Source organism: Rhodococcus sp. BUPNP1 (assembly GCF_002215235.1).
GTDB lineage: Bacteria > Actinomycetota > Actinomycetes > Mycobacteriales > Mycobacteriaceae > Rhodococcus.
This window is the reverse complement of the sequence record NZ_NERM01000002.1, coordinates 243,100-266,831: the sequence shown is the minus strand read 5'-3', so window position 1 is coordinate 266,831 and position 23,732 is coordinate 243,100. Positions and strand designations below refer to the sequence as shown.

General features: G+C 69.6%; 18 protein-coding genes. 9 read left to right on the top strand and 9 right to left on the bottom strand.

Going from position 1 to position 23,732, the window contains the following annotated elements; genetic code table 11:
- The first annotated feature begins 60 nt into the window (after positions 1–60).
- Complete coding sequence (locus tag B9C99_RS03075) at positions 61–1,212, top strand: response regulator transcription factor (RefSeq protein WP_088896915.1); 1,152 nt, start codon at positions 61–63, stop codon at positions 1,210–1,212.
- A gap of 5 nt (positions 1,213–1,217) precedes the next feature.
- On the top strand, positions 1,218–2,174 hold the full coding sequence (locus tag B9C99_RS03070; protein ID WP_088896914.1) for a DUF1648 domain-containing protein: 957 nt from the start codon (positions 1,218–1,220) through the stop codon (positions 2,172–2,174).
- Between the two features lie 24 nt (positions 2,175–2,198).
- Here B9C99_RS03070 and B9C99_RS03065 read toward each other — a convergent pair whose 3' ends face one another.
- Entirely contained in the window at positions 2,199–2,816 is a 618-nt protein-coding gene (locus B9C99_RS03065) for a YqgE/AlgH family protein (RefSeq protein WP_172414848.1), read from the bottom strand.
- A gap of 13 nt (positions 2,817–2,829) precedes the next feature.
- Positions 2,830–3,498, bottom strand: coding sequence for a TetR/AcrR family transcriptional regulator (locus tag B9C99_RS03060; RefSeq protein ID WP_088896913.1), 669 nt, complete (start codon positions 3,496–3,498; stop codon positions 2,830–2,832).
- 165 nt (positions 3,499–3,663) lie between these two features.
- On the opposite strand from B9C99_RS03060, the gene B9C99_RS03055 reads away from it, so the two are divergent.
- A complete protein-coding gene (locus tag B9C99_RS03055; RefSeq protein WP_088896912.1) occupies positions 3,664–4,611 on the top strand; it encodes an NAD-dependent epimerase/dehydratase family protein in 948 nt (315 codons plus the stop codon).
- Positions 4,612–4,621: 10 nt separating this feature from the next.
- The gene (locus tag B9C99_RS03050; protein WP_088896911.1) at positions 4,622–5,914 is read left to right on the top strand and encodes an MFS transporter; all 1,293 of its coding nucleotides are present in this window, start codon (positions 4,622–4,624) and stop codon (positions 5,912–5,914) included.
- Between the two features lie 23 nt (positions 5,915–5,937).
- Here B9C99_RS03050 and B9C99_RS03045 read toward each other — a convergent pair whose 3' ends face one another.
- From B9C99_RS03045 to B9C99_RS03020, 6 genes are all read right to left on the bottom strand, one after another.
- A complete protein-coding gene (locus B9C99_RS03045) occupies positions 5,938–6,999 on the bottom strand; it encodes a sulfate/molybdate ABC transporter ATP-binding protein (RefSeq protein WP_088896910.1) in 1,062 nt (353 codons plus the stop codon).
- Positions 6,996–7,781, bottom strand: a complete 786-nt coding sequence (locus B9C99_RS03040; RefSeq protein ID WP_088896909.1) for an ABC transporter permease — start codon at positions 7,779–7,781, stop codon at positions 6,996–6,998. The genes B9C99_RS03045 and B9C99_RS03040 overlap by 4 nt, the downstream gene beginning before the upstream one ends.
- On the bottom strand, positions 7,778–8,530 hold the full coding sequence (gene modA / locus B9C99_RS03035; protein WP_016691048.1) for a molybdate ABC transporter substrate-binding protein: 753 nt from the start codon (positions 8,528–8,530) through the stop codon (positions 7,778–7,780). Before modA ends, B9C99_RS03040 begins: the two co-directional genes overlap by 4 nt.
- Positions 8,527–8,931: a molybdopterin-binding protein gene (locus tag B9C99_RS03030; RefSeq protein ID WP_016691049.1), complete on the bottom strand. Its 405-nt coding sequence runs from the start codon at positions 8,929–8,931 to the stop codon at positions 8,527–8,529. Before B9C99_RS03030 ends, modA begins: the two co-directional genes overlap by 4 nt.
- 63 nt (positions 8,932–8,994) lie before the next feature.
- Entirely contained in the window at positions 8,995–13,056 is a 4,062-nt protein-coding gene (locus tag B9C99_RS03025; RefSeq protein ID WP_088896908.1) for a bifunctional nitrate reductase/sulfite reductase flavoprotein subunit alpha, read from the bottom strand.
- A gap of 141 nt (positions 13,057–13,197) precedes the next feature.
- A complete protein-coding gene (locus B9C99_RS03020; RefSeq protein WP_088896907.1) occupies positions 13,198–14,652 on the bottom strand; it encodes a CCA tRNA nucleotidyltransferase in 1,455 nt (484 codons plus the stop codon).
- Between the two features lie 75 nt (positions 14,653–14,727).
- On the opposite strand from B9C99_RS03020, the gene B9C99_RS03015 reads away from it, so the two are divergent.
- From B9C99_RS03015 to B9C99_RS02995, 5 genes are all read left to right on the top strand, one after another.
- Positions 14,728–15,333 carry an NUDIX hydrolase gene (locus B9C99_RS03015; protein ID WP_026060915.1) on the top strand — a complete coding sequence of 202 codons (606 nt, stop codon included), beginning with the start codon at positions 14,728–14,730 and terminating at the stop codon, positions 15,331–15,333.
- Positions 15,330–17,840, top strand: a complete 2,511-nt coding sequence (locus tag B9C99_RS03010) for a DUF6049 family protein (RefSeq protein WP_088896906.1) — start codon at positions 15,330–15,332, stop codon at positions 17,838–17,840. Before B9C99_RS03015 ends, B9C99_RS03010 begins: the two co-directional genes overlap by 4 nt.
- A complete protein-coding gene (murJ, locus tag B9C99_RS03005; protein ID WP_088896905.1) occupies positions 17,837–21,655 on the top strand; it encodes a murein biosynthesis integral membrane protein MurJ in 3,819 nt (1,272 codons plus the stop codon). The genes B9C99_RS03010 and murJ overlap by 4 nt, the downstream gene beginning before the upstream one ends.
- Before the next feature lie 142 nt (positions 21,656–21,797).
- Complete coding sequence (gene sigM, locus B9C99_RS03000) at positions 21,798–22,346, top strand: RNA polymerase sigma factor SigM (protein ID WP_026060916.1); 549 nt, start codon at positions 21,798–21,800, stop codon at positions 22,344–22,346.
- A 54-nt stretch (positions 22,347–22,400) separates the two neighbouring features.
- Positions 22,401–23,087, top strand: a complete 687-nt coding sequence (locus B9C99_RS02995) for a hypothetical protein (RefSeq protein WP_253249961.1) — start codon at positions 22,401–22,403, stop codon at positions 23,085–23,087.
- A 21-nt stretch (positions 23,088–23,108) separates the two neighbouring features.
- Here the strand turns inward: B9C99_RS02995 and B9C99_RS02990 are convergent, their stop codons facing one another.
- On the bottom strand, positions 23,109–23,660 hold the full coding sequence (locus tag B9C99_RS02990; RefSeq protein ID WP_088896903.1) for a TetR family transcriptional regulator: 552 nt from the start codon (positions 23,658–23,660) through the stop codon (positions 23,109–23,111).
- Positions 23,661–23,732: the final 72 nt, after the last annotated feature.

Sequence of the window (23,732 nt, the reverse complement as noted above, 5' to 3'; positions counted from 1 at the left end):
GGAGCCTCGTCGCCGCGCGAGGTGTTCTCAATCCCACATTCGAGGGGGATACTTCGAGGTATGCGCTCTGCGCAGCGGTTGAGGGCAGGCATTCACGACGCGGCCTCCGCGGCTGCGGACGGCGCGCAGTTCCGCGAGATCGTCATGGACGTGCTCGGCGCCTTCGTTCCGTACGACGGGGGTTGCCTGGCACCCGTCGACCCTGCCGTCGTGGTTCCCACCGGCTTCACCACCCGAGGTCTCGACGACCCGGTCGAGGCCCTCCGGTTGTCGATCGAGATCGAGTACGGCCCGGACCCCGATCCGGACAGTCTCTACGTGCTCCTCCGGCGTCCGACCGGACTGCGCCGCATCGGCGAACCGGCGGACGACGGGACTCGAGACGGACACCGTCGCTATCTCGAACTCGTGTCGCAGCTGGGCATGGGACACGAACTGCAGTTGGTCTTCCGGGACGGCGACCGTCGGTGCTGGGGTGTCGGAGAGCTGATGCGCGAACCGGGCCGCGGCTTCACCGATGCCGAACTCGCGATGCTCGACGACGTGCTCGGCGACATCGCGAACGGTTTCCGCACCACACTCATCCGGGACGCATCGGCGCGGGTGCGACACACGGAGATTGCGGCCGGGTGTCCGGGTCCGGCCGTGGTCGTGATCGGGGCGGACGACGACTTCGATTCCGTGACCGCCTCGGCGGCGGTCTGGTTCGAGCGTCTCGGCTGGAGCAGTCCCGTCCGGGGCCGTCCCGGGCCGGCGCACGTGATCGCCCGCCAGGTCCGCAGGACACGACCCGCCCCTGCGACGGTGCGCCTGCGCACCCTCGACGGTGAATGGGTGGTGTTGCGCGCCGCGATCTTCGACGAGACCGGTCGCGTCGTCATGACCCTCGAACAGGCACGCCTGCCCGAGATCGTCACGCTGGTCACCGCGGCCTACGGTCTGACGCCCCGTGAATCGGAGGTGCTCGTCGAAGTGCTCGCCGGACGGTCGCGCAACGAGATCGCGAAGCGGTTGTTCATCAGCCCGTACACCGTGCAGGACCACCTGAAGAACATCTTCACCAAGACCGGTGTGAACAGCCGGCGCAGCCTCGTCTCACGACTCGCGTGTACCGAGTACATGCCCCGGTTCGGTGGCGACCTGCGACCCGACGGATGGTTCGACGAGAGCGGAACGAGGACGGCGCCGGTGGAGGCCCGCACCCTAGGCTGACCCCCATGACGACGACGCGTCAGGTCGACCCCGTGGGTGTGCTGCTCGGACTGGTCGTTCCGTTGCTGTGTGCCGTGGCCGTACTCGTGCTCACCCGTTCGTGGCTCCCGCGGTTGCCCGGTGAGATCGCCACGCACTGGTCGGGCACGGCCCCCGATTCGTTCGGCTCGCCCATGACCTCGGCGTGGACCGCCGCTCTGCTGATCGTGCTCGTCGGGGGTGGATGCTGTGCGATCGCCGCGCTCGCGCAGGCGCAACTGCTCATGCGCCGCTACATGCTCGCGATCGGTCTCGGGGTCACCGGCACGATCACCGCGCTGTTCCTCGCCGGTCTCGCGGGGCAGCTCGACACGACCGACGCCACGCAGACCCCGTTGGAGGGTTGGCCGGCCGTGCTCGGCATGTGGGTGGGTATCGCGGTGGGCTGGTTCGGGGGACGGCTGCTGCGCGACGGCCGGGAGCGAAAGGCCGCGACAGCGGCTCCGGATCCGGCGCTACCGCGTGGTCGTGCCGAGCTGCCGATCGTCGAGCAGGTGGGCACCGGTGCGGGCACCACTGCGGGACTGTCGCTGCTCGTCCTGATTCCCGCGCTCGTCGTGTGCGGTGCGACGCAGAGCTGGTGGCCGCTGGGCCTGATCGCGCCCGTCGCCCTGCTCGTGCTGGGTCTGCTCCGCTACACCGTGGTGGTCGACGCGGACGGGATCCGGGTGTCGAATCTGGCCACCGACGTGCTCGGATACGACCTCGACGAGATTGTCGGCGCGAAGGTCACCGAGACCCGCCCGTTCCAGGACTGGGGCGGCTGGGGGCTGCGGGCCAAGGGTGGCAAGCGGTACGGCCTGGTCACGCGCACCGGACCGGCCGTCGTGGTGACCACGGCGTCGGGACACGAATTGACCGTGACCGCAACGAGGGCCGAGGAGATGGCCGGCGCGCTCAACACTCTCGCCGACGCCCGCTGATCGGTCCCGGTCGCCCGACGGGCCTCAGTTGCGGTCGACCTCGATGGGGTGGGTCGCGAGCAATGCCATCGGCAGCGGCTGCCGGCGCAGCACCCTCGCCCACAGGTCGAGGTGCGCGGGAGCGAGCACGTCGGCGGGCAGACCCGAGACCACCATCCAGTCGTCGTTGCGCAGTTCGCCGTCGAGCTGACCTGCGCTCCACCCCGCGTATCCCGCGAAGATCCGCACACCCTCGACGTAGTGGGCGATGTGTCCGGGATCGGCGTCGAGGTCGATCATCACCACTCGGCCGTCGACGTGCCGGATGCCGGGGACCTCGGTGATGTCGGCCCCCACCCGCAGCGTGCCGAGGCACAGTGCCGAACTGCGGTGGACGGGACCGCCCACGAACAGGGTCTTCGGTTCGGCGGCGAGCCACGACCATTGCGGCAGCATCGCGTCGACGGAGGTGTCGCTGATGCGGTTCAGGACGACACCGAAGCTGCCGGCATCGGTGTGCTCGATGATGTAGACGACGGTGCGGCGGAAGGTCGGCTCGGTGAGATCGGTGGCGGAGACGAGCAGGCTGCCGGCCCGCACCCTGGGTGTCGAGGGTGCGGTGCGGTCCTCGGGTTCGTCCTGATGCTGCGCCACGTCAGCCATTCTGTCACCGCCGTCACCGGCGCGTGGGGTGGAACCCGACGGTCTGTGCCAACAAGGCGAGATGATGTTCGAACAGGACCTCGCGGTCCGGAAAAGTGTCGGGGCCGTACTGCCCGAAGACCTCGAAGCTCACGGACCCGAACAGCGACGGCCACGCCCAGAGACCGCGTGCCAGTACGGAATCCGGGGCGGTGAGGGAGAACTCGTCCCGGATCCGGCCCAGCGGTTCCACCAGGCTCTCCGGCGGTGGGGTACCGGCCGTGTCGTCCAATACACCCGCGGTATGGGCCTCGTCCACGATCCGGGCCAGTCGCAGGACCACGCGGATACCGGGTGCGGTGGTGCGCTCGGCCGGGGCGGCGTAACCGGGCACCGGACTTCCGTACAGCAGCCCGTAGCGGGCCGGTTCGGCCAGCGCCCACGAGCGCACAGCACGGCCGAGGGTGAGGAACCGTTCGCGGTGGTCGGAGGGGTCCACCGCGTCGACGGCACGGTCGACACTGTCGCCCAGTTCGTCATAGGCGTCGACGACGAGCAGGGTGAGCAGCTCGTCGCGGCTCGAGACGTAGCGGTAGACGGCAGAGGAGACGACCCCCAGGTCTCGGGCGACGGCGCGCAGCGACAGCGCCGCCGCTCCGTGGGTGCCGAGGTGCTCGCGGCCGATCCGGAGGATGTCGGCCATCGTCTGTGCGCGTGCGCGTGCCCGTGGTGTCGTCACCGGGCCATTCTGCCGCCGAACAGAGAGCACCGTCAACAAACGAGAGCACTGCTCTTGACAAGTTCGCACGCGGGGAGGATCGTCGACGCCATCAGAGAGCAGTGCTCACACTTTTCGAATCGAGGAATCATGTCGCATCTGCAGGTCGTCGCAGGAGCCGGACCCGTGGGCTGGACCGTCGCCGAACAACTTGCCGCACAAGGACATCGCATGCGTGTTCTGACCCGATCGGGCAGCGGACCGGAAGGCGCGGGCATCGAACGCCTGCGCGTCGACGTCACCGACCCCGAGGCCGTGGCCGCAGCCCTCGTCGACGAGGACGGACTTGTTGCCGACGCCGTGTACATGTGCGTCCACGGGTCGGCCTACCGCGCCGATGTCTGGGCACGCGAACTCCCCGTCGCCGAGCGGGTCGTCCTCGACACCGCCGCGAACCTGTCGGAGAAGACGGTCGTCGTCTTCCCCGAGAGCCTCTACTCGTACAGCGAGCCCGACCGGGTCATGACCGAGGACTCACCCCGTGAGGCCGACACCGGCAAGCGCGGTGTCCGGCGGCAACTCCTCACCGCCCGCGCCGCCCATCGCGCCCCGACGGTGAGCGTCGTGGCATCGGACTTCTTCGGTCCGCGGGCACAAAACGCGATGGCCGGAGAACGCATGGTGCCCACCGTGCTCGCCGGGAAGAAGGTGCGGGTGCTCGGCTCGGCCGACCTTCCGCACTCGTTCACCTACGTTCCCGACCTGGCCGCGGCGATGATCGCGGCAGCGGGGGAGCCGGCGGTGTGGAACACCGTGATCCACGCACCCACCGGACCGGCCGTGACACAGCGGGAGATCGCCACAGCCTTCACCCGGGCGGCCGGCCTGCCCGCGCCCGCGGTGGGGACGATCCCGTCCTGGCTGGTGCGGGCCGGCGGCGTCGTGAACCGGGACATGAAGGAACTCGCGGAGATGCTCTACCAGTTCGACGCCCCGTTCGTCATGGACTCGACCCACACCGAACAGGTACTCGGCCTGTCACCCACCCCGCTCGACGAGGCGGCCGCCCGCACGGTCGAATGGTGGCGGAGCCGATAGTGTCGTGCTTGTGCGAGACTCCGGGCAGCAGTCCAGGCAGCGGGCGTGGCGATCGACCGCGACCGCCCTGCGGAACTCGCCGGGTCTCGTACGACTGACCGGCGTGCGGTTCGCGAGCCAGTTCGGTGACGGACTGTTCCAGGCCGCACTCGGCGGGGCGATCCTGTTCAACCCCGAGCGTCACACCGACCCCGTGACGATCGCGGCAGGCTTCGCCGTGCTGCTGTTGCCGTACTCGGTGATCGGTCCGTTCGCCGGCGCCCTGCTCGACCGATGGGACCGGCGTCTCGTCCTCGTTTGGGCCAACCTGCTCCGCGGAGTGTTCATCGCGGCGGCCGCGGCCGTGTTGCTCCTCGGGGGACCGCAGACCCCGCTCATGCTGCTCGCGCTCGCCGGCGTCGGCGTGAGCAGATTCGTCCTGGCGGGCGTCTCGGCCTCGCTCCCGCACGTGGTGGCCCAGTCATGGCTCGTCCCTGTCAATTCCGTTCTGGCGACGGTCGGTTCGGGTGTCTCGGCGGTCGGGGCCGCCACGGCCGTCGCGACCATCGGATTCGTGGGCGCGGGCGACACCGGCTCCGGGACGGCCGTCCTTCTCGGAGTGAGCGGCTCGCTCGTCGGCGCGGTCGCCACAGCGGGATTCGCCGCGAATGCGCTCGGCCCCGAGGGAATACGTCCCCGCGCCGTGATCCGCACCGTCCTGTCGGGTCTGCGGACCGGTGCGGGAGCGGTTCTCGAAGCGCCGGGCGTGACGATCGCGATGCTCGGAATCGGCGCGCACCGCATCGTGTTCGGCATCGACACGCTCATCATGGTGCTCGTCCTGCGCGCCGACGAGAAGGACTCCGACCTGCTCGGGGGATTCTCCGGGTTCGGTGTCGCGGTGGCCTGCACCGCCGCCGGCATGCTCCTCGCAGCGGTGCTCGCACCGATCCTGATCCCGCGACTGGGCCGGCCGCGCACCGTCACCGTCGGGTTGATCGCTGCCGCGATCGTGCAGTTCGCGTTCGTCACCACCGTGTCGGCCGGGCCGCTGCTCGTCGCGGCCTTCCTGCTCGGCCTCGCCGGTCAGACCATCAAACTCACCGGCGATGCGGCCATGCAGATCGACATCGACGACGCACGCCGAGGACGGGTCTTCGCGCTGCAGGACACCGTCTTCAACATCGCCTTCCTCGGCGCGATCGTCGTGGCGGCCTTCCTCATCGACCCCGACGGGCGCACGCCCGAACTGGCCGTCGCAGGTGGGGTCGTCTACCTGATCGGGCTCGTCGCCGTGCTCGTCGTGCGCCGCACACGGTACTGATCACGCATCCACAGCAGTAGCGATCACGCGCTCAGCGCGGCCGGATGGATTCCCACCTCCGTGGCCTTGACGACGAACCACACGGAGTCGCCCGGATGGACGTCGAGGTCGGCGAGTGCCGCCGTCGTGATCTCCGCGGCGATACCCGTATCCGACCGCACGAGCACCGTCGACCCCTGCGCCTCGAGTTCCGCGATCCTCACCCGCAGCGCGTTGCGGGGGCTCCCGTGCGGGGCCTCGGTGTAGACGGCGACCGCCGACGGCGCGAAGACAGCGACGGCGGCCGTACCCGGGACGCAGTCGTCGTGGACCCGGCCGTGGACAAGACCGTCCGCGGATTCCAAGGCGTCCTGTCGCACGGTTCCGGTGACGAGATTGGTCCCCGCGATGCGGGCGGCGAAGGCGCTGCGCGGTCGCGTCAGCACCCGGCGTACCGGGCCGTCCTCGACGATCCGACCGGCCTCGATCACGATGACCCGATCGGCGAGGGCGAGCACGTCCAGCGGGTCGTGGGTGACCAACATGGCCGTGCGCCCGCTGTCGCGCAGGACGCGTCGCAGCAACGACCGCAGCACCGGAGTCGCGGTGACGTCGAGCGCGGCCATCGGTTCGTCGAGCAGCAGCAGGTGCGGTTCGGCCGCCAGGGCACGCGCGAGCGCGACCCGCTGTGCCTGTCCACCCGAGAGTTCGTGCGGACGACGATCGGTGAGATCTGCGGCGTCGACCTCCCGCAGCCACCTCTCGGCGCGGGCACGGGCCTCCCGCCGGCCCGCACCCGCGCTGCGTGGTGCGAACTCGACGTTGCCCGCGACCGTCAGGTGCGGGAAGAGCAGGGCCTGCTGGGCGAGCAACACCACCGATCGGTCGTGCGGAGCCACGGCGACGCCGGTCGCGGTGTCGGTGAGGACGCGACCGTCGAGTTCCACACGACCCTCATCGGGACGCAGCAGACCGGACACCACCCCCAGCAGCGTCGATTTGCCGGCTCCGTTGGGGCCGAGCACCGCGACGATCTCACCCTGCGCGACCTCGAGATCGATGTCGACGTCGCGTGCGGCGACCCGGGCCCACACCGTCAGGCTCACAGCGGCCGGTCCTTCCGCCGCGAGTACACGGCCACGACGATCACGACGGCCACCCCGATCAGCACCAGCGACAGCGCCACGGCGGCGTCGGGATCGGTTTCCCGTTGCAGGTAGATCTCGAGCGGCAGCGTGCGCGTCACACCCTGCAGACTGCCGGCGAAGGTGAGGGTCGCGCCGAATTCGCCCAGAGCACGGGCGAATGCGAGCACCGAACCCGAGATCAGGCCCGGCAGTACGAGGGACAGGGTGATGCGCCGGAAGACCGTCGTGGGGCGCGCCCCGAGTGTCGCCGCGACGTCCTCGTAACGCGAACCCGCACTGCGCAGCGCACCTTCGAGGCTCGTGACGAGGAAGGGCAGTGCGACGAAGGTCTGCGCGAGCACGACCGCCGTGGTGGTGAACGCGATGTGGATCCCGAGCGCGTCGAGGTGCTCACCGATCAACCCGCGCCGACCGAAGGTGTAGAGCAGGGCGATGCCACCCACGACCGGGGGCAGCACGAGCGGCAGCAGGACGAACCCGCGGATCACCGACATCCACCGGAAAGTACTGCGCGCCAGCACCACTGCGAGGGGTACGCCGAGCAGGATGCACAGGATCGTGGCGGTCGCGGAGGTGTGCAGACTCAGGACGAGCGCGTCGAGGGACGCCGGAGACGTCACGAGGGAGGGGAAGGTCGTCCAGTCGACGGTGAGCAGCATCGACACCAAGGGCACGACGACGAACAGCAGCCCGAGGGCCGCGGGAACGAACAACCACCGGGGCAGTCCCGTCGCGGTCACGGTGCACCGAATCCCGCGTCGACCAGGACGGCGCGACCGTCCGTACCGGCGACGAAGCGCACGAAGGCGTCCGCACGATCGGGATCACGGGAATCCGACAGAGCTGCAACGGGATAGATGTTGACGATCTCGGCGGCCTCCGGAACGGGGACGACGGCGACCTTCTCACCGGCACCCGTCGCGTCGGTGACGTAGACCAGACCGGCGTCGGCCTGACCGGAGGTGACCTTGCCGAGCACGTCGGTCACCGACGACTCCTCGGACACCGGCGCGAGCTCGACACCGGCGGTCTTCTCGAGTCGCTCGGTGGCCGCCCCGCACGGCACCTGAGAGGCGCACACGACCACCGAGAGACCGCCACCGGTGAGATCGTCGAACGAGGTGATGTTCTTCGGGTTGCCCGGTTCGGTAACGATCGTGAGCGTGTTGGTCGCGAACGGGATCGGTTCACCGGCAACGACTCCGGCGTCGACGGCGGCGTCCATCGTCCGGGTGTCGGCGGAGGCGAAGACGTCGGCGGGTGCGCCCTGCTCGAGTTGGGTCTCGAGATCGGACGAGCCGGCGAACGAGAGCTCCACCGTGACTCCGGGGTTCGCCTCCTCGAATCGTTCGGCGATCTCGGTGAACGGTGCACGCAGCGAGGCCGCCGCATAGACGGTGAGCACATCCGAGCCACCGCCGGTGCCGCACGACGTCAGCGCCGCAGCGGTGAGACCGGCAGCGAGCGCGGTGAGTGCCCCGCGCCTCATCCGTCCCCTCCGGGTGTCTCGACGATGACGGTGGTCGCCTTGACGACGGCCACCCCGACGCTGCCCGGCTCGAGACCGAGTTCGTTCACGGCCTCGGTGCTCATGAGCGAGACGATGCGGTGGGGGCCGCACTGCATCTCCACCTGCGACATGACGGTGTCGGAGACGACGCGCGTGACCAGCCCGACGAAGCGGTTGCGGGCGGAGCTGCCCACCCCGAGCGGATCGGGACCGGCGTCGGCCTGAGCGCGGGCGAACTCCGCCAGCTCGCGACCGTCGACGGTCTTGCGTCCCGCGGGGTCCTTACCGGCGTGCAGCAGCCCCTGGTCGATCCAGCGACGGATCGTGTCGTCGCTGACCCCCAGCAACGACGCGGCGTCGCGGATCCGGAGCGAGCTCACAGTTGTCTCCGCAGATGCGTCATGAACAACACGTTATATCCGCATCTGCGGACCGACAAGCAATCAGTAGACGTCGCGGACGTACCGCTTGTCGGCGGCCATCTGCTCGACGTACGCCGCGGCGGCGTCGCGGTCGAGCCGTCCGTGCGCCTGCACCACCTCGCGCAGGGCCGCGTCGACGTCCTTCGCCATACGTCCGGCGTCGCCGCACACGTAGAAGTGGGCACCGTTCTGCAGCCACTTCCACACCTGCGCGCCGTGCTCGCGCATCCGGTCCTGTACGTAGATCTTCTGCCGCTGGTCGCGGGAGAAGGCCAGTCCCAGCTCGGTGAGGAAACCGTCGGCGTGCATCGACTCGATCTCGTCGCGGTAGAGATAGTCGGTCTCGGATCGCTGGTCGCCGAAGAACAACCAGTTGCGGCCCGTGTGCCCGGCCTCGCGACGGTCGTGGAGGAAACCGCGGAACGGTGCGATGCCCGTACCGGGACCGACCATGATCATGTCGGTCTCCGGCGCCGGCGGCCGGAAGTGTTCGTTGCGCTGCACGAAGATCGGGATGTCCACGCCCTTGCTGTGATCGGCGAGGAACGACGAGCACACACCCGCCCGGGAGCGACCCTCGAATTCGTAGCGCACCACCGACACCGTCAGTTGCACCTCGCGCGGGTTCGTCTTCGGGCTCGACGAGATCGAGTACAGGCGTGGACGCAGACGGCCGAGGAGATCCTTCCATTCGTCCCAGGGCACCTTGAACGGGTACTCGGCGATGACGTCCATAGCCTGCCGCCCGTACAGCCACTGCTGCAGCTCGATCTTGTTGCCAGGTCGCAGCAGCTTCGCGAGTTCGGCACTGCCGCTCTGCTTCTGCACGAACCGGAGCAGTTCCGGTGTCACCCGGGTGATATCGAGGTGCCGGGTCGCGGCCTCGCGCAGCGGCACGGTGGGACGGTCGCCGAGTTCGACGGCGGTCTCCGGGTCGAGGGCGGTGACCTGGAGCCATTCGTCGACGGCCTCCGGGCCGTTCGTCGGCATCACGCCGAGGGCGTCGCCGGCCTCGTATTCGAATGCGGGATCGAATATCTCGAATCCGAACTGGCGCACGTCCTTCGCCGAACCCGCACCGCTCAGTGCGATGTTGCGGGTGATCCGGGTGACGAGCGGCGAGTTGCGGGTGTAGGCGGGGGACGCGGGAGCCGGCGCGACCGATGCGACCGGGGTCGTCGAGCCTCCCAGCAGCGGTACGAGCGCGTCGAGCCAGCTCTGTGCGCGCTCGTCCTCTCCCGGTTCGCAGTCGACGCGCTCGGCCAGGCGGGTCGCGCCGAGAGCGCTCAGACGGTCGTCGACACGACGCCCGAAGCCGCAGAAATCGTCGTAACTCGAGTCACCGAAAGCCAGTACTGCGTAACGTGTTCCGTGCAGTTCGGGTGCGGTGTCCGCTGCGAGCGATCGCCAGAACGACCTGCCGTTGTCGGGCGGGTCGCCGTCGCCGAAGGTGCTCGTGACGACCACGAGGTCGTCGATATCGGCCAGTGCGGTGATGTCGAGTTCGTTCAGTCCCGTCAGCCGCACGGCCCGACCGGCGTCGCGGAGTCGTTGTGCGCAACTCGCCGCGAAGGATTCGGCATTGCCCGTCTGCGATGCCCAGGCCACCACGACGGCCGGCCCGTCCGGCACCGCCTCGGTGGGCGTCGCGTCGGGAACGGGAGCCGAGTGCGCGTACATCCCGGCGAGCAGTCCGTCGACCCAGGCCCGCTTGTCGGCCGGGAACGGCGCGGTCGGCGGAAGGGTCGGCGCGGCAGTGACATCCGCCGTCCTGAGTCCGGCGAGAAGACCTGCGAGATAACCACGTTCGGTGTCGTCGAAGGTGGGTGCGGGGATCGTCTCGAGCCCCAGCGCCGACTCGAGACGGTCGAGCACCGAACCGCTCTCGAGTACCGGTTCGACCGCACCCGCGACCTTCTGTACCGACACGGCACAGACCTTGAACTCGGGCTGCAGCGATACCGGGTCGACGGCGTCGTTCGTCACGGCGTTGATGGTGAGGTCGTCGCCGAAGAGGTCGTTCCAGTGGAAGGGTGCGAAGCAGTTCCCGGGCAGCACGCGGTCGGTGACGACGGCCGGCAGCACGGCCCGGCCGCGCCGCGACGCGATCTCGACCCGGTCGCCGTCGACGATCGACAGTCGCTGTGCATCAGCGGGGTTGATCTCGACGAACGGTCCGGGATTCAGTTTGGTGAGTTTCTCGACCTTCCCCGTCTTGGTGAGGGTGTGCCACTGGTGCTGGACGCGTCCGGTGTTCAGGACGAAGGGGTGATCGTCGTCCGGCATCTCCGCGGCGGGCATGTGCGGGCGCGGGAAGAAGCGGGCGCGGCCGTCGGGGGTCGCGAACGCCAGTCGCGGACGGGAACCGTCCTCGCGCACCACCGGCGTCCGGCTCGTCCCGTCGTTGAGATAGCGGACGGGATGACGCGTCTCGTCCGATTCCGGCGGGCACGGCCACTGCACCGGACCTTCCCGCAGGCGGTCGTAGGTCATGCCGCGCAGGTCGTATCCGGTCTGCGGATTGGCGAATCCGGTGATCTCCTCGAAGATCTCCTCGGCACTCGCATAGTCGAAGGCGTCGACGAAACCCATCTCCTGCGCGACCCGCGCGATGATCTCCCAGTCGGGCAGCGACTCACCGACGGGTTCGACGGCCTGCTGCAGGAGATTGACGGTGCGGTCTGATCCGACGGTGACGTACTCCGATTCGGCCCACAGGGCAGCTGGGAGGAGAACGTCTGCGTACGAGGCAGTTTCGGTCTCGCGATAGACGTCCTGCACGACCACCAGTTCGGCCTTCCCGAGCGCCTCGAGAACGGTGGAGCGATTCGCGATCGACGCCACGGGATTGGTGCAGATGATCCAGCACGCCTTGATCTCGCCGGCGGCCATCCGCTCGAACATGTCGACGGTGCCGGCGCCGCCCTCGGTGCGCAGCGTGCCGCGCGGCAGCGACCAGCGATCCTCGACGAACGCGCGGTCGTCGTCGGAGAGGACACTGCGCTGACCGGGCAGGCCCGGCCCCATGTATCCCATCTCGCGGCCGCCCATGGCGTTGGGCTGGCCGGTGAGGGAGAACGGCCCGCTGCCGGTGCGGGAGATCGCCCCGGTCGCGAGGTGCAGATTGCAGATCGCGTTGGTGTTCCACGTGCCGTGGGTGCTCTGGTTGAGCCCCATCGTCCAGCAGCTCATCCACTCGCCGGCCTCGCCGATCCACTGCGCCGCGGTGCGGATGTCGGCCTCGGCCAGGCCGGTGACCTCGGCGACGACGTGCGGTGGGTAATCGGCGAGGAAGGACTCCATCGCGTCCCAGCCGTCGGTGTACTCCTCGACGAAGGCGCGGTCGACGTGCCCGTTCTCGACGATCAGGTGCAGCAGACCGTTGAGCAGCGCCAGATCGGTGCCCGGCGTGATCTGCAGGAACAGGTCGGCCTTGTCGGCGGTCGCGCTGCGCCGCGGATCGACGACGATCAGTCGCGCTCCCGCCTTGACCCGATCCATCATGCGCAGGAACAGGATGGGGTGGCAGTCGGCCATGTTGGAACCCGACACGAAGAAGACGTCGGCGTGGTCGAAGTCCTCGTACGAGCCGGGCGGGCCGTCGGATCCGAGCGACTGCTTGTAACCGGTCGCGGCGCCGGCCATGCACAGTCTCGAGTTCGACTCCATGTGCGAGGTGCGCAGATATCCCTTCGCGAGTTTCGTCGCGAGGTACTGGGCCTCGAGCGACATCTGTCCCGAGACGTAGAGGGCCACCGCGTCGGGGCCGTGGGCCGCGACGATGTCGTTCAGGCGCCGCGCGGTCGCGGCGATCGCCTCGTCGAGGGGGAGCGGAGCCACCTCGGCTGCCCGCTCGGAACGGATCCACGCCGTATCGAGCCGGCCCCCGGCCGCGAGCATCTCCGCGCTCGTCGCGCCCTTCGTGCACAACCGACCCCTGTTGGTCGGATGATCCTTGTCTCCGTATGCCCTCACCACTCGTCGGTCGCCCGTCTCCGGGTCGACGGCGACGTCGAGGAGCATCCCGCATCCCACACCGCAGTAGGAGCAGGTGGATTTCACCGTGGTGATCTCGTCCTGCATCCCGCAACTCCTAGACACCGTCTCGACTACGCCGGTGTCCATGCTGGAGAAGCGGTGTTGCGGTGGCGTCACCCGCGGTGAGCACGCGGTGACATCTGGCTCACGCCGCCGTCACGGCGATGTGAGATCAGACGTTCGGAGTCAGGCTTTCTGCTGCTGCGCCCACCACTCGAGCAGCGCGGCCTCGGCCTCGTCGCGCTCGAGCGGGCCGCGGTCGAGCCGCAGTTCCTTGAGGAAGTTCCACGCCTTGCCGACCGTCGGACCTGCGGGAATACCCAGCAGTTCCATGATCGCGTTGCCGTCGAGGTCGGGCCGGACCTTGGCGAGATCCTCCTCGGCGGCGATCCGCTCGATCCGTTCCTCGAGACCGTCGTAGGTGGCCTGCAGCGCGGCGGCACGACGCTTGTTGCGGGTCGTGCAGTCTGCGCGCACCAGCTTGTGGAGCTTCGGCAGCAGCGGCCCGGCGTCGTGCACGTAACGGCGCACGGCCGAATCCGTCCACTGTCCCTTGCCGTAGCCGTGGAAGCGCAGGTGCAGGAAGACCAGGCGGCTGACGTCCTCGATCATCTGCTTCGAGTACTTGAGCGCGCGCATGCGCTTGCGCACGAGCTTCGCCCCGACCACCTCGTGGTGGTGGAAGCTGACGCCGCCCTGCGGCTCGTTGCGCTTGGTGTCGGGCTTGCCGATGTCGTGCAGCAGCGCAGCCCACCGCAGGACGAGGTCGGGATCGCCGTCCTCGAGGTCGATGGCCTGCTTCAGGACGGTCAGCGAGTGCCAGTACACGTCCTTGTGCTGGTGGTGCTCGTCGATCTCGAGCTTCATCGCGGGGATCTCGGGGATCACCCGCTGCGCGAGACCGGTCTCGACCATCGTGTCGATGCCCTCGATCGGATAGTCGCCGAGGATCAGCTTGTCGAGCTCGGCCTGCACCCGTTCGGCGCTGATCCGCAGGATCTCGTCGGCCATCGAGACGATCGCGGTGTGCACGCGCTCGGTGAGGGCGAAGCCGAGCTGGGAGACGAACCGCGCCGCGCGCAGCATGCGCAACGGATCGTCGTGGAAGGAGTCCTCGGGCTTCGCCGGCGTGTCGAGCACGCCGGCGAGCAGGGAGTCCATGCCGCCGAGCGGATCGACGAACTCACCCGCACCGTCCGGTCCGATCCGCACGGCCATCGCGTTGACGGTGAAGTCGCGGCGCACGAGATCGTCCTCGAGACTCGTGCCGTACTTCACGATGGGGTGACGAGTGACACGGTCGTAGGCGTCGCTGCGGAAGGTGGTGATCTCGAGTTGCTCGAGTCCCTTCACCGCACTGATCGTCCCGAAGTCGATGCCGGTGTCCCACTGGTGGTCGACGAATCCGCGCAGCAGCTCCTGCACGGCCTCCGGTCGCGCGTCGGTGGTGAAGTCGAGGTCGGTGCCGAGGCGACCGAGCACCGCGTCGCGCACGCTGCCCCCGACGAGATACAGCTCGTGTCCGGCTTCGGCGAATCGCGCCCCCAGCGGGGCGAGGATGTCGGACAGGTCGCGCAGAGTGGCCTCGGCTCCGGCGAGCAGCCGGGTACGACGGTCGGTGTCTGCGGTGGGGGAGTTCACGTCTTTGCACCTTACCGAGCAGCGCGTTCGTGTGGTTGAGCCGGGACCGACGTCGGTCCATCTACTATCTATGAGGTGTCGCCCGCCGAACGTGCCAACCGTAACCGCCGCAGCTCGCGGCGGCGCGGCGCGGGCGCAAAGAAGACCGCACACGGTGCTTCGCCCGGATCGTCCGCTTCGCCCGGCCCTCGCATGCGGACCGTCCGCGAGACCTCCGCGGGAGGTCTGGTGGTCGACGGACTCGGTGGTCCGCCCGAGAAACTCTGCGCAGCCCTGATCGGCCGCACCGACCGGCGGGGCCGCCTGCTGTGGTCGTTGCCGAAGGGTCACATCGAGCAGGGCGAGACCGCCGAGCAGACCGCGATGCGCGAGGTCCGCGAGGAGACCGGCGTGCGCAGCTCGGTGCTCGCCGAACTGGGCAGCATCGACTACTGGTTCGTCACCGAGGGCCGCCGGGTCCACAAGACCGTGCACCACTACCTGCTGCGTTATCTCGGCGGAGAACTCTCCGACGCGGACGTCGAGGTCACCGAGGTGGCGTGGGTGCCGCTGCGCGAACTGCGGACCCGCCTGGCGTACGCCGACGAACGCAAGCTCGCCGACATCGCCGATCGGCTCATCGCCGAGATGGACCACACACGACTCCCCGACGTCGACGAACCGGGGGCCCCACGCGGATGACGGTGGTGGTGTCCCGGGCGGGCGCCGCGGTGCTCGCCGTGCTCGTACTCGTCCTCACAACGGCAGGCGTGACGCCTCTTCTGCCGACGACTCTTCTCCCGACGGCCACGGCGAACCCGGCCGCAGCCCAGACCGACCCCGACGAGCCGCGCTTCCTCGAGCTGAGCATCGACGAGGTGACGCCGCAGACGGTGACCCTCACGAGCGAGTCCGTCGTCACGGTCCGTGGCACGGTGGCGAACATCGGCGACCGGGACGTCGAGGACGTCTGGGTGCGGCTGCAGCGCGCACCGGTGGTCTCCGACTCCGCGGCGCTGCGCACCTCGCTGTCCCTCGACCAGGCCGGTTTCGACACGGTCGGTGAGTTCGAGGAGGTCGCCGACCGGCTGGGGCAGGGCGAGCGTGCCGACTTCGAACTCGAACTGCCGCTGCGCTCCGATCGCGTGCCGTCGCTCGACATCGACACTCCCGGCGTCTACCCGCTGCTGGTGAACGTCAACGGTGTCCCCGAGTACGGCGGCGCGGCCCGGCTCGACGACGCACGCTTCCTGTTGCCCGTCCTCGCGCTCCCGGCGAGCGACGAGGTCACCGAGGACGGCGAGGTCACCGAGAACACAGGGGACACCCGGACGGGCAACGGCGGGTCGCGCGGCACGACCCGCTCGTCCGACGACGGCCTGCTCAACAGCGACGACAAGGCGTTCCCTGCCGTACCGCCCGATGTGTCCCGTCCCGCCGCGGTCACGATGCTGTGGCCGCTGGCCGACCGGCCGAGGCTCGCCGCCGGCGTGGCCGGTTCCGGCACCGAGCCGGTACGCCTGGTCGACGACGACCTCGCGACCTCGCTCGCCGAGGGCGGCAGGCTGGACGGTCTGCTGCGCGCCGTCGAGGACACCGCCCGCACCGAGCCCCGCGTCCTCGAGGGACTGTGCCTGGCGATCGACCCGGATCTGCTCGTGACCGTCGCGAACATGACGCGCGACTATCTCGTCGTCGAGGACCCGGACGAACCGACCGGTGAGGCGCGGCCGGGGTCGGGCACGGATGCCGCGGTCGCCTGGCTCGAGCGGTTGCGTGCCCTCGCGGCGACGACCTGCACGATGGCCGTGCCGTTCGCGCAGGTCGACCTGACCGCGCTCGCCGACCTCGCCGACTCGTCCCTGACCGACTCCGCGCTCGAATCGCCGGCGGCGATCGTCGACTCCATCCTCGGCGTCACCTCCACTCCGGGCGTGATGTGGCCCGACTCCGGCGTGCTCACCGAGAAGACCGGATCGATGCTTGCCGCCGACGGCCCGGTGACCGCTCTGGTGTCCGACAACGCCGTCGAGGGTGGACGCGCCCTGCTCGCGGGCACGTCGTCGACGCCGTCCACCGCGCCGGGTGGCAACGGCTTCCGGATCTCCGGTGTCTCCGGCCTCACCGCCGCCCTGTTCGACTCGTCCGCGTCCGCGGCACTGGCGGGGATGGGCACCGATCCGCAGACGCCGTCCTTCGTCCCCTCCTCGGCGCGCTACGACCTCTCCCGCGACTCCTCGACGGCCCGCCTGCAGGACGCCCTCGGCGCGCTGGCCTGGCCGGCCATGGTGCCGACGGTCAGCGAGGTCACCGGGGCGGCACCGCCGGCCGCGGGCCGATCGGTGCTGTTCGCGCCGCCGCAGAACTGGTCGGCATCGCCCGACGACGCCGCGTCGGTGCTGTCGATGCTCTCCACGCTCGTCCGCTCGGGCCTGACCACGCCGCGACCGCTCACCGCGCTCGTCGACGCGGCCGCGAACACCGCGAACGATCCGACCGCCTCGCTGCTGGTCTATCCCGAACAGGCGATCACCGACGGTGCCTCCGCCGCGGTCGTGTCCGAGGCAGAGGAACAGATCGGCCGACTCGATGCGATCCAGACGGCGCTGGTCGAGGACCCGCAGGCCCAGCTCACCCCGCAGCAGTTCACCGCCCCGCTGCGTGAGGACCTGCTGCGCGCGATGAGCCTGGCCGGTCGTCGCGGTGCCGACGCCGACGGTGCCTACGCGACCGGCGAGCACCGCGCCGCCGAGGTGCGGGAGGCCGTCGACGACATCTACGACGCCGTGACGGTCATCTCGACCGGCGGTGTCTACACCCTGACGTCCGAACAGAGTCCGCTGCTGCTCACCGCGCGCAACGACCTGCCCGTGGGTATCACCGTGCGACTGCAGGTGGACGCGCCCGACACGGTGGACATCACCGATATCGGCCCCACCCAGCTCCCGCCGCGCGGCAGCCGGACCCTCACGGTGCCGGCGCAGATCAGCGACTCGCGGAACCTCCGGCTGGAGTTCGCACTCACCACCGAGTCCGGCCTGCCTCTCGGCAGCTCGACGACGGTGACGGTACGTTCCAATGCGTACGGCCAGATCCTCGCCGTCGTCACGGGATGTGCGGGAGCACTCCTGCTGTTCCTGGCGGGCAGACGACTTCTGCACCGGTTCCGGGGAGAGCCGGATCCAGCCGACGAAGGGTATGAGAAATGACCGGGAACTCCACACGGGACGACGTGGAGACACACCCGAACCCGGGACCGTCGGACTCTCCCACCACCTCGCCGGACATCACGGGCGTCGCGTCCGGTCGCAGGAAGCCGCAGAGCCTGCTCGCGGCGACCGGCTCCATCGCCGTCGCGACCCTGGTCAGCCGCATCACCGGCTTCCTCAAGCAGCTGCTGATCCTGACCCTGCTCGGTGCGAGCGTCGCGTCGTCGTTCACCGTCGCGCACCAGATCCCCAACATGATCTCCGAGCTGGTGCTCGGCGCCGTTCTGACCTCGATCGTCGTGCCGGTGCTGGTGCGGGCCGAGCGGGAGGACCCCGACGGCGGTGAGGCCTTCGTCCGGCGGTTGTTCACCGCGGCGCTGGTGCTGCTCGGCACGGCGACCGTTCTCGCGGTGGCCGCGGCTCCGGTGCTGACCACCCACGTCTTCCTCGACGAGTCCGGCAAGGTCTCGACGTCGCTGACCACGGCGCTGTCGTACCTGCTCCTGCCCGCGATCATGTTCTACGGCCTGTCGGGCCTGTTCACGGGCATCCTCAACACCCGTCAGGTGTTCAAGCCGGGCGCCTGGGCCCCGGTCTGCAACAACCTCGTGGTGCTCACCGTCCTGGTGATCTACTACCTGATGCCGGGCGAGATCACCCTCGATCCGGTGCGGATGAGCGATCCGAAACTGCTCGTCCTCGGCATCGGTGTGCTGCTCGGCGTCGTCACACAGGCGATGTGCCTGGTCCCCGCGCTGCGCCGTGAGGGCATCAACCTCAGGCCGCTGTGGGGTCTCGACGACCGGCTCCGGCAGTTCGGTGGCATGGCCGCGGCGATCGTGCTGTACGTGCTGATCAGCCAGGCCGGCATGGTCTTCGCCACACGCGTGTCGTCGGGGGCCGACGAGGCCGGGCCGGCGATCTACAACAACGCATGGCTCCTGCTGCAGCTGCCCTACGGCGTGCTCGGTGTCACCGTGCTCACCGCGATCATGCCGCGCCTGAGCCGCAACGCCGCCGCGGACGACACCCCGGCCGTCGTCGACGACCTGTCCGTCGCGACCCGCCTGACCATGATCTCGCTCATCCCGATCGTCACCTTCCTGACGATCGCGGGGTCGCAGGTCGGCGCCGCGCTGTACGGCTACGGCAACTTCGGCGGCAGCAACGCCGAACGCCTCGGCCAGGCGGTGAGCTGGTCGGCGTTCACGCTCATCCCGTACGCCCTGGTGCTCATCCACCTGCGCGTGTTCTACGCCCGGGAACAGGCCTGGACCCCCACCTGGATCATCCTCGGCATCACCGCCGTCAAGATCGGCCTGTCCGCGCTGGCACCCGTCGTCGCGGCGGACGACGAGCAGGTGGTGCTGCTCCTCGGCGCGGCCACCGGCGTCGCATTCACCGTCGGAGCGTTCATCGGCGGCTATCTGCTGCACCGCACACTCGGCAACCTGCAGATGGCGAACGTCGGACGCACCGTCTGGCACGTCGTGCTCGCGTCCCTCGCCGGGGCGGTCGTCGTGCTGGTCACCGATCGTCTCCTGCAGCTCGGCGTGCTCGCCGACCGCTTCGGGGGCATCGGCTCGCTCGTGCGGGTCGGGCTCAACGGTGTGCTGATGGTGCTCGTCGCGCTGGTCGGGATGTACCTGCTCAAGGTGCCGGAGATCCTCGCGATCGAAGCGGCCGTGCGACGGAAGGTCGCGGCGCTGCGCGGCACCGCCCCGGTCGAGGGGGCTGCCGCCGAGCCCGAGACCGGAACCACCTCCGACGAGGCACCGGTTCCCGCCCCCGTCCCGCGTCCGCGCTACGTCGAATCGGATGCCGAGAAGACCGTCATCCTGCCGCGTATCGACTACGGCGAGTACGGCGTCGGACCTTATGACGCCATCACAGAGGTCATGCCCGCCATCAGGGACGTGCCCGGTCGCAACAATGCGCACGGACAACTCCCGTACCCTGATCAGCAGCAGGTACGGTCCGGGAGCCGTCGACCACGGTTCTTCGCGGCCCCCAGCGGCGACCCGCGTCTGCACACCGGAAGTGGACGAGTCGACAACGAAGGAGTGAGGGTGAGCGACGACCACGCTGCCGGCAAGTCCACCATCGATGCCGCCGCACGGCAGAAGTCCGCCGACAAGGACGGCAAGCGCCCGCCGCGCGATCCGAACCTCGACACGGGTGTCATCCCGGTCGGATCCCCGCAGCTGCCTCCGGTGCGTGTCGCGGGTCCGGCCTCCCAGCCGCGCCGTCCGATGCGCGGCCCCGATCTCATCGCCGGTGCCTCGGTCGCCGGTGGTCGTTACCGTCTGCTCGCCCCGCACGGTGGCGCGCGGGGCCTGCGTTTCTGGCAGGCACTCGACGTCAAGCTCGATCGTGAGGTCGCGCTGACCTTCGTCGACGCGGAACAGCGCGCGGCCGACGGCACCGGTCCCGACTCGCCGCAGGCCGTGCTCTCGCGCACCCTGCGCCTCGGTCGCATCAACTCGCCCGGTCTCGCCCGCGTCCTCGACGTGGTGCGCGGCAGCTCGGGCGGCATCGTCGTCTCGGAGTGGACCCCCGGCCGGTCGCTGAAGGAGATGTCCACCACCGAGCCGTCGCCGATCGGTGCGGCACGCGCGATCCGCGCGCTCGCGGCCGCCGCCGAGGCGTCGCACCGTGCGGGCAGTGCCCTGTCGATCGATCACCCCGACCGCATCCGCATCAGCGTGGCGGGCGACGCCGTGCTGGCCTTCCCCGCGACGTTCTCCGACTCCGACGCGATGTCCGACGTGCGCGGCCTCGGCGCGAGCCTGTACGGACTCATCACCGGACGGTGGCCGCTCGGCGAGCCGTCGGCTCCGGGCGGCGCTCCCGTCGCGCACCACAGCGGTGCCACCGTCGGAGGGATGCCGGAGCCCGACCGCAAGGACGGTGTGCCGGTGGAGCCGCGCGTCCTGCGCCCCGATGTGCCGTTCGAGATCTCGGCGGTCGCGGTGCGTGCCCTGTCCGAGGACGGCGGTATCCGGACCGCCGCGACCGTGCAGCACATCCTCGACCAGGCGTCGGTCGTCGACCAGAAGACCGAGATGATCCCGGCGCTGCGGATCGGGCAGCGCGCTGCCGCCGTGGAGACGCACGCACTCGCGGATCCCGAAGCGCTGGAACAGAAGAAGAAGCATTCGCAGCGGATGCTCATCGCCCTGGCCGCGCTCGGTGCCACGACGGTGCTGTTGCTCGCGCTCATCGGATGGTGGATCGCGAACCTGCTCGCCGGCGACGCGAACGACGCTCCGCTGACGAGCCAGGAGTTCGGTCTGACCCCCACCGCCGAGGCACCCGCCGAGGACGGGGCGGGCGACGAGCAGGCCGAGGCCGCCCCGCCGCGGCCCGCGGCGAGCGCTCCGGTCTCCGCGACCTCCGTCTCGGTGTTCTCGCCCCAGGGCACACCCGATTCGCCCGCCACCGCCTCGCAGGCGATCGACGGTGATCCGTCCACCTCGTGGAGCACCGACGCCTACTTCGATCCGTTCCCGTCGCTGAAGAACGGTGTCGGACTTCTGTTCACGCTCGCCGACGCGTCGGAGCTGTCCGCGGTGAAGGTCACCACCGACACCCCGGGCACGGTCGTCGAGGTGCGCAGTGCACCGTCCGAGTCGACATCGCTCGATCAGACGCAGGTGATCGGTTCGGGCACACTGGCTTCCGGTGAGACCACGATCCCGGTCGAGGCGGACGGCCAGACCTCGCACGTGCTGGTGTGGATCACCGATCTGAGTTCGAGCGGCGGAAGCAACAAGAGCTCCATCTCCGAAGTGGAATTCGAAGCCGCACGCTGACCGCGGACAGCCGGGCGGAATCGTCCGGATCGGCTACCATCCGCGCGTGCGAATTTTCGGGGGGATCGCAAAAATCGCCGTGCCCGACGGGGGTGTCGAGGACGGTGGGAGCGGGTCGGACGGGGTGGCGTCCGATGGGGTGGTGTCGGATGCCGAGCTGCTCGCAGCACACGTCGCAGGCGATCGGCATGCGTTCTCCGCCTTGCTGGCACGACACCACGACCATCTGTGGCAGGTCGCGCGACGGACGAGTTACTCGAACGAGGACGCGGCCGACGCGCTGCAGGAGGCACTGCTCTCGGCGCACCGGAGGGCTTCGGGTTTCCGGGAGGACGCCGCGGTCCGCAGCTGGTTGCATTCGATCGTCGTCAACGCGTGCCTCGATCGCATCCGCCGCAATCGTGTCCGCGTGACCGTCCCGCTGTTCGAGGACGATTCGCACGACCTGCGTACCCCGCGCGATCCCATCCACGACACCGAGATCGCCCTCGACGTCGAATCCGCCCTGTTCGCACTGCCACCCGACCAGCGGGCCGCCGTCGTCGCGGTGGATGTGGAAGGTTTCTCCGTCCGGGAGGCGGCGCGTCGGCTCGGTGTTCCGGAGGGAACGGTGAAGAGCCGCTGCGCCCGCGCGCGGAGCCGGCTCGCAGTTCTTCTCGACGACCTTCGCTCCGAGGGGAACCGATCGTGACCCTCCTCCGTCTTACTCTGGTGAGGGATGCCGAGCCGCGGAGGAGAGTCGCGCATGAACGAGGACGAGATGCGTCCGCCGTACTCTGCGGAGTTGCTCGCCGATCTGCATGCCGGGGTGCTCGACGACGAACTCGCTGCCCGATTGTGGCCGCGTGTGCGCCGCGATCCCGAGGCCGTCGCATATCTGGAACGTCTCGATGCGACGCAGGCACGGTTGTCGGCCCTGCGCGACGCTCCACCCACAGAAACGATTCCACCCGAGATCGCCGCGCGTATCGGTGCCGCGCTCGCAGAGGACCGATCCGACGTCCGGTCCGTTCCGTCCCGGATCGCACGGCGTCGCCGGTGGGCGGTGGCCGGTGCCGCGGTCGCGGCTGCCGTGGCGGTGATGCTCGTGGTGGTCGTGCGCGGAACGGCTTTCGGTAGCGACGACCCGACCGGTGTTCCCGTCGCGGCAGCGGAGGACGAGGACCTGTTCGAACCCTCCACCCTGCGGGCGATGATCGGCGACACCGATCCCGGCCTCCTCGGTGGAGCCGATCGTCTCCGGGAATGCTTGGACGCGAACGGTTTTGTGGGCCGGTCACCGATCGGTTCCCGTGCGGTGCGGTTCGCCGGCGACGACGCCGTCCTCGTTCTGATGAGCGGGCCGGACGCACCGGCGCTCACCGCCCTGGTGGTCGGAACCGGCTGCGACGCAGATGATCCCGCGACGCTCGCCCGGAAGACGATCGGCTGACCCGCCGCTCGGGTCCGAGCGCTACGCGACGGTCGACAGGAGTTCCAGGATCCGCGCGCGCAGCGCGGGTGTGTCGTCCTCCGCGGCGATGAGTCCGGTGAACAGTGCCGACCCCGCTGCCATCACGAGCACCGCCTTGGCGTCGATCTCGACGTCCGAACCGTCACCGTCGGCGAACAGGGCGGTGCTGGGGCCGCTGAACGTGCGCCAGAGCGTGTTGCGGAGGTCCTCGTGGTCCCGCAGTGCAGCGAGGAGCCCGGGGAGCGCAGCGCGGACCTCCGGCCGGGAGAACAACTCGATGCTCCCGGTGACCACCCATTCGATCCAGCCCTTGCGGTCGATGCCGTCGTAGGGCGTCAGATCGGGTGCGGAGCCGAGCAGGGCGTCGAGCACGAGGTGGGCCTTGGTCGGCCACCGGCGCGTGAGTGCGGCACGGCCGACACCGGCGCGGGCGGCGACGGCCCGCAGACTCAGCCCGTCCCAGCCGTGGGAACGGAGCATCTCGCGGGTGGCGGTGAGGACGTCGTTGTCTATTCGGGGGTCGCGGGGACGCCCCGGAGCGGTGCTGGGCATGGGATCCGTGATGTCGGGACCGAATGGGAATCGATCTGGCGCGGAGTGTGACGAGCGTTATAGTCGAAGCGC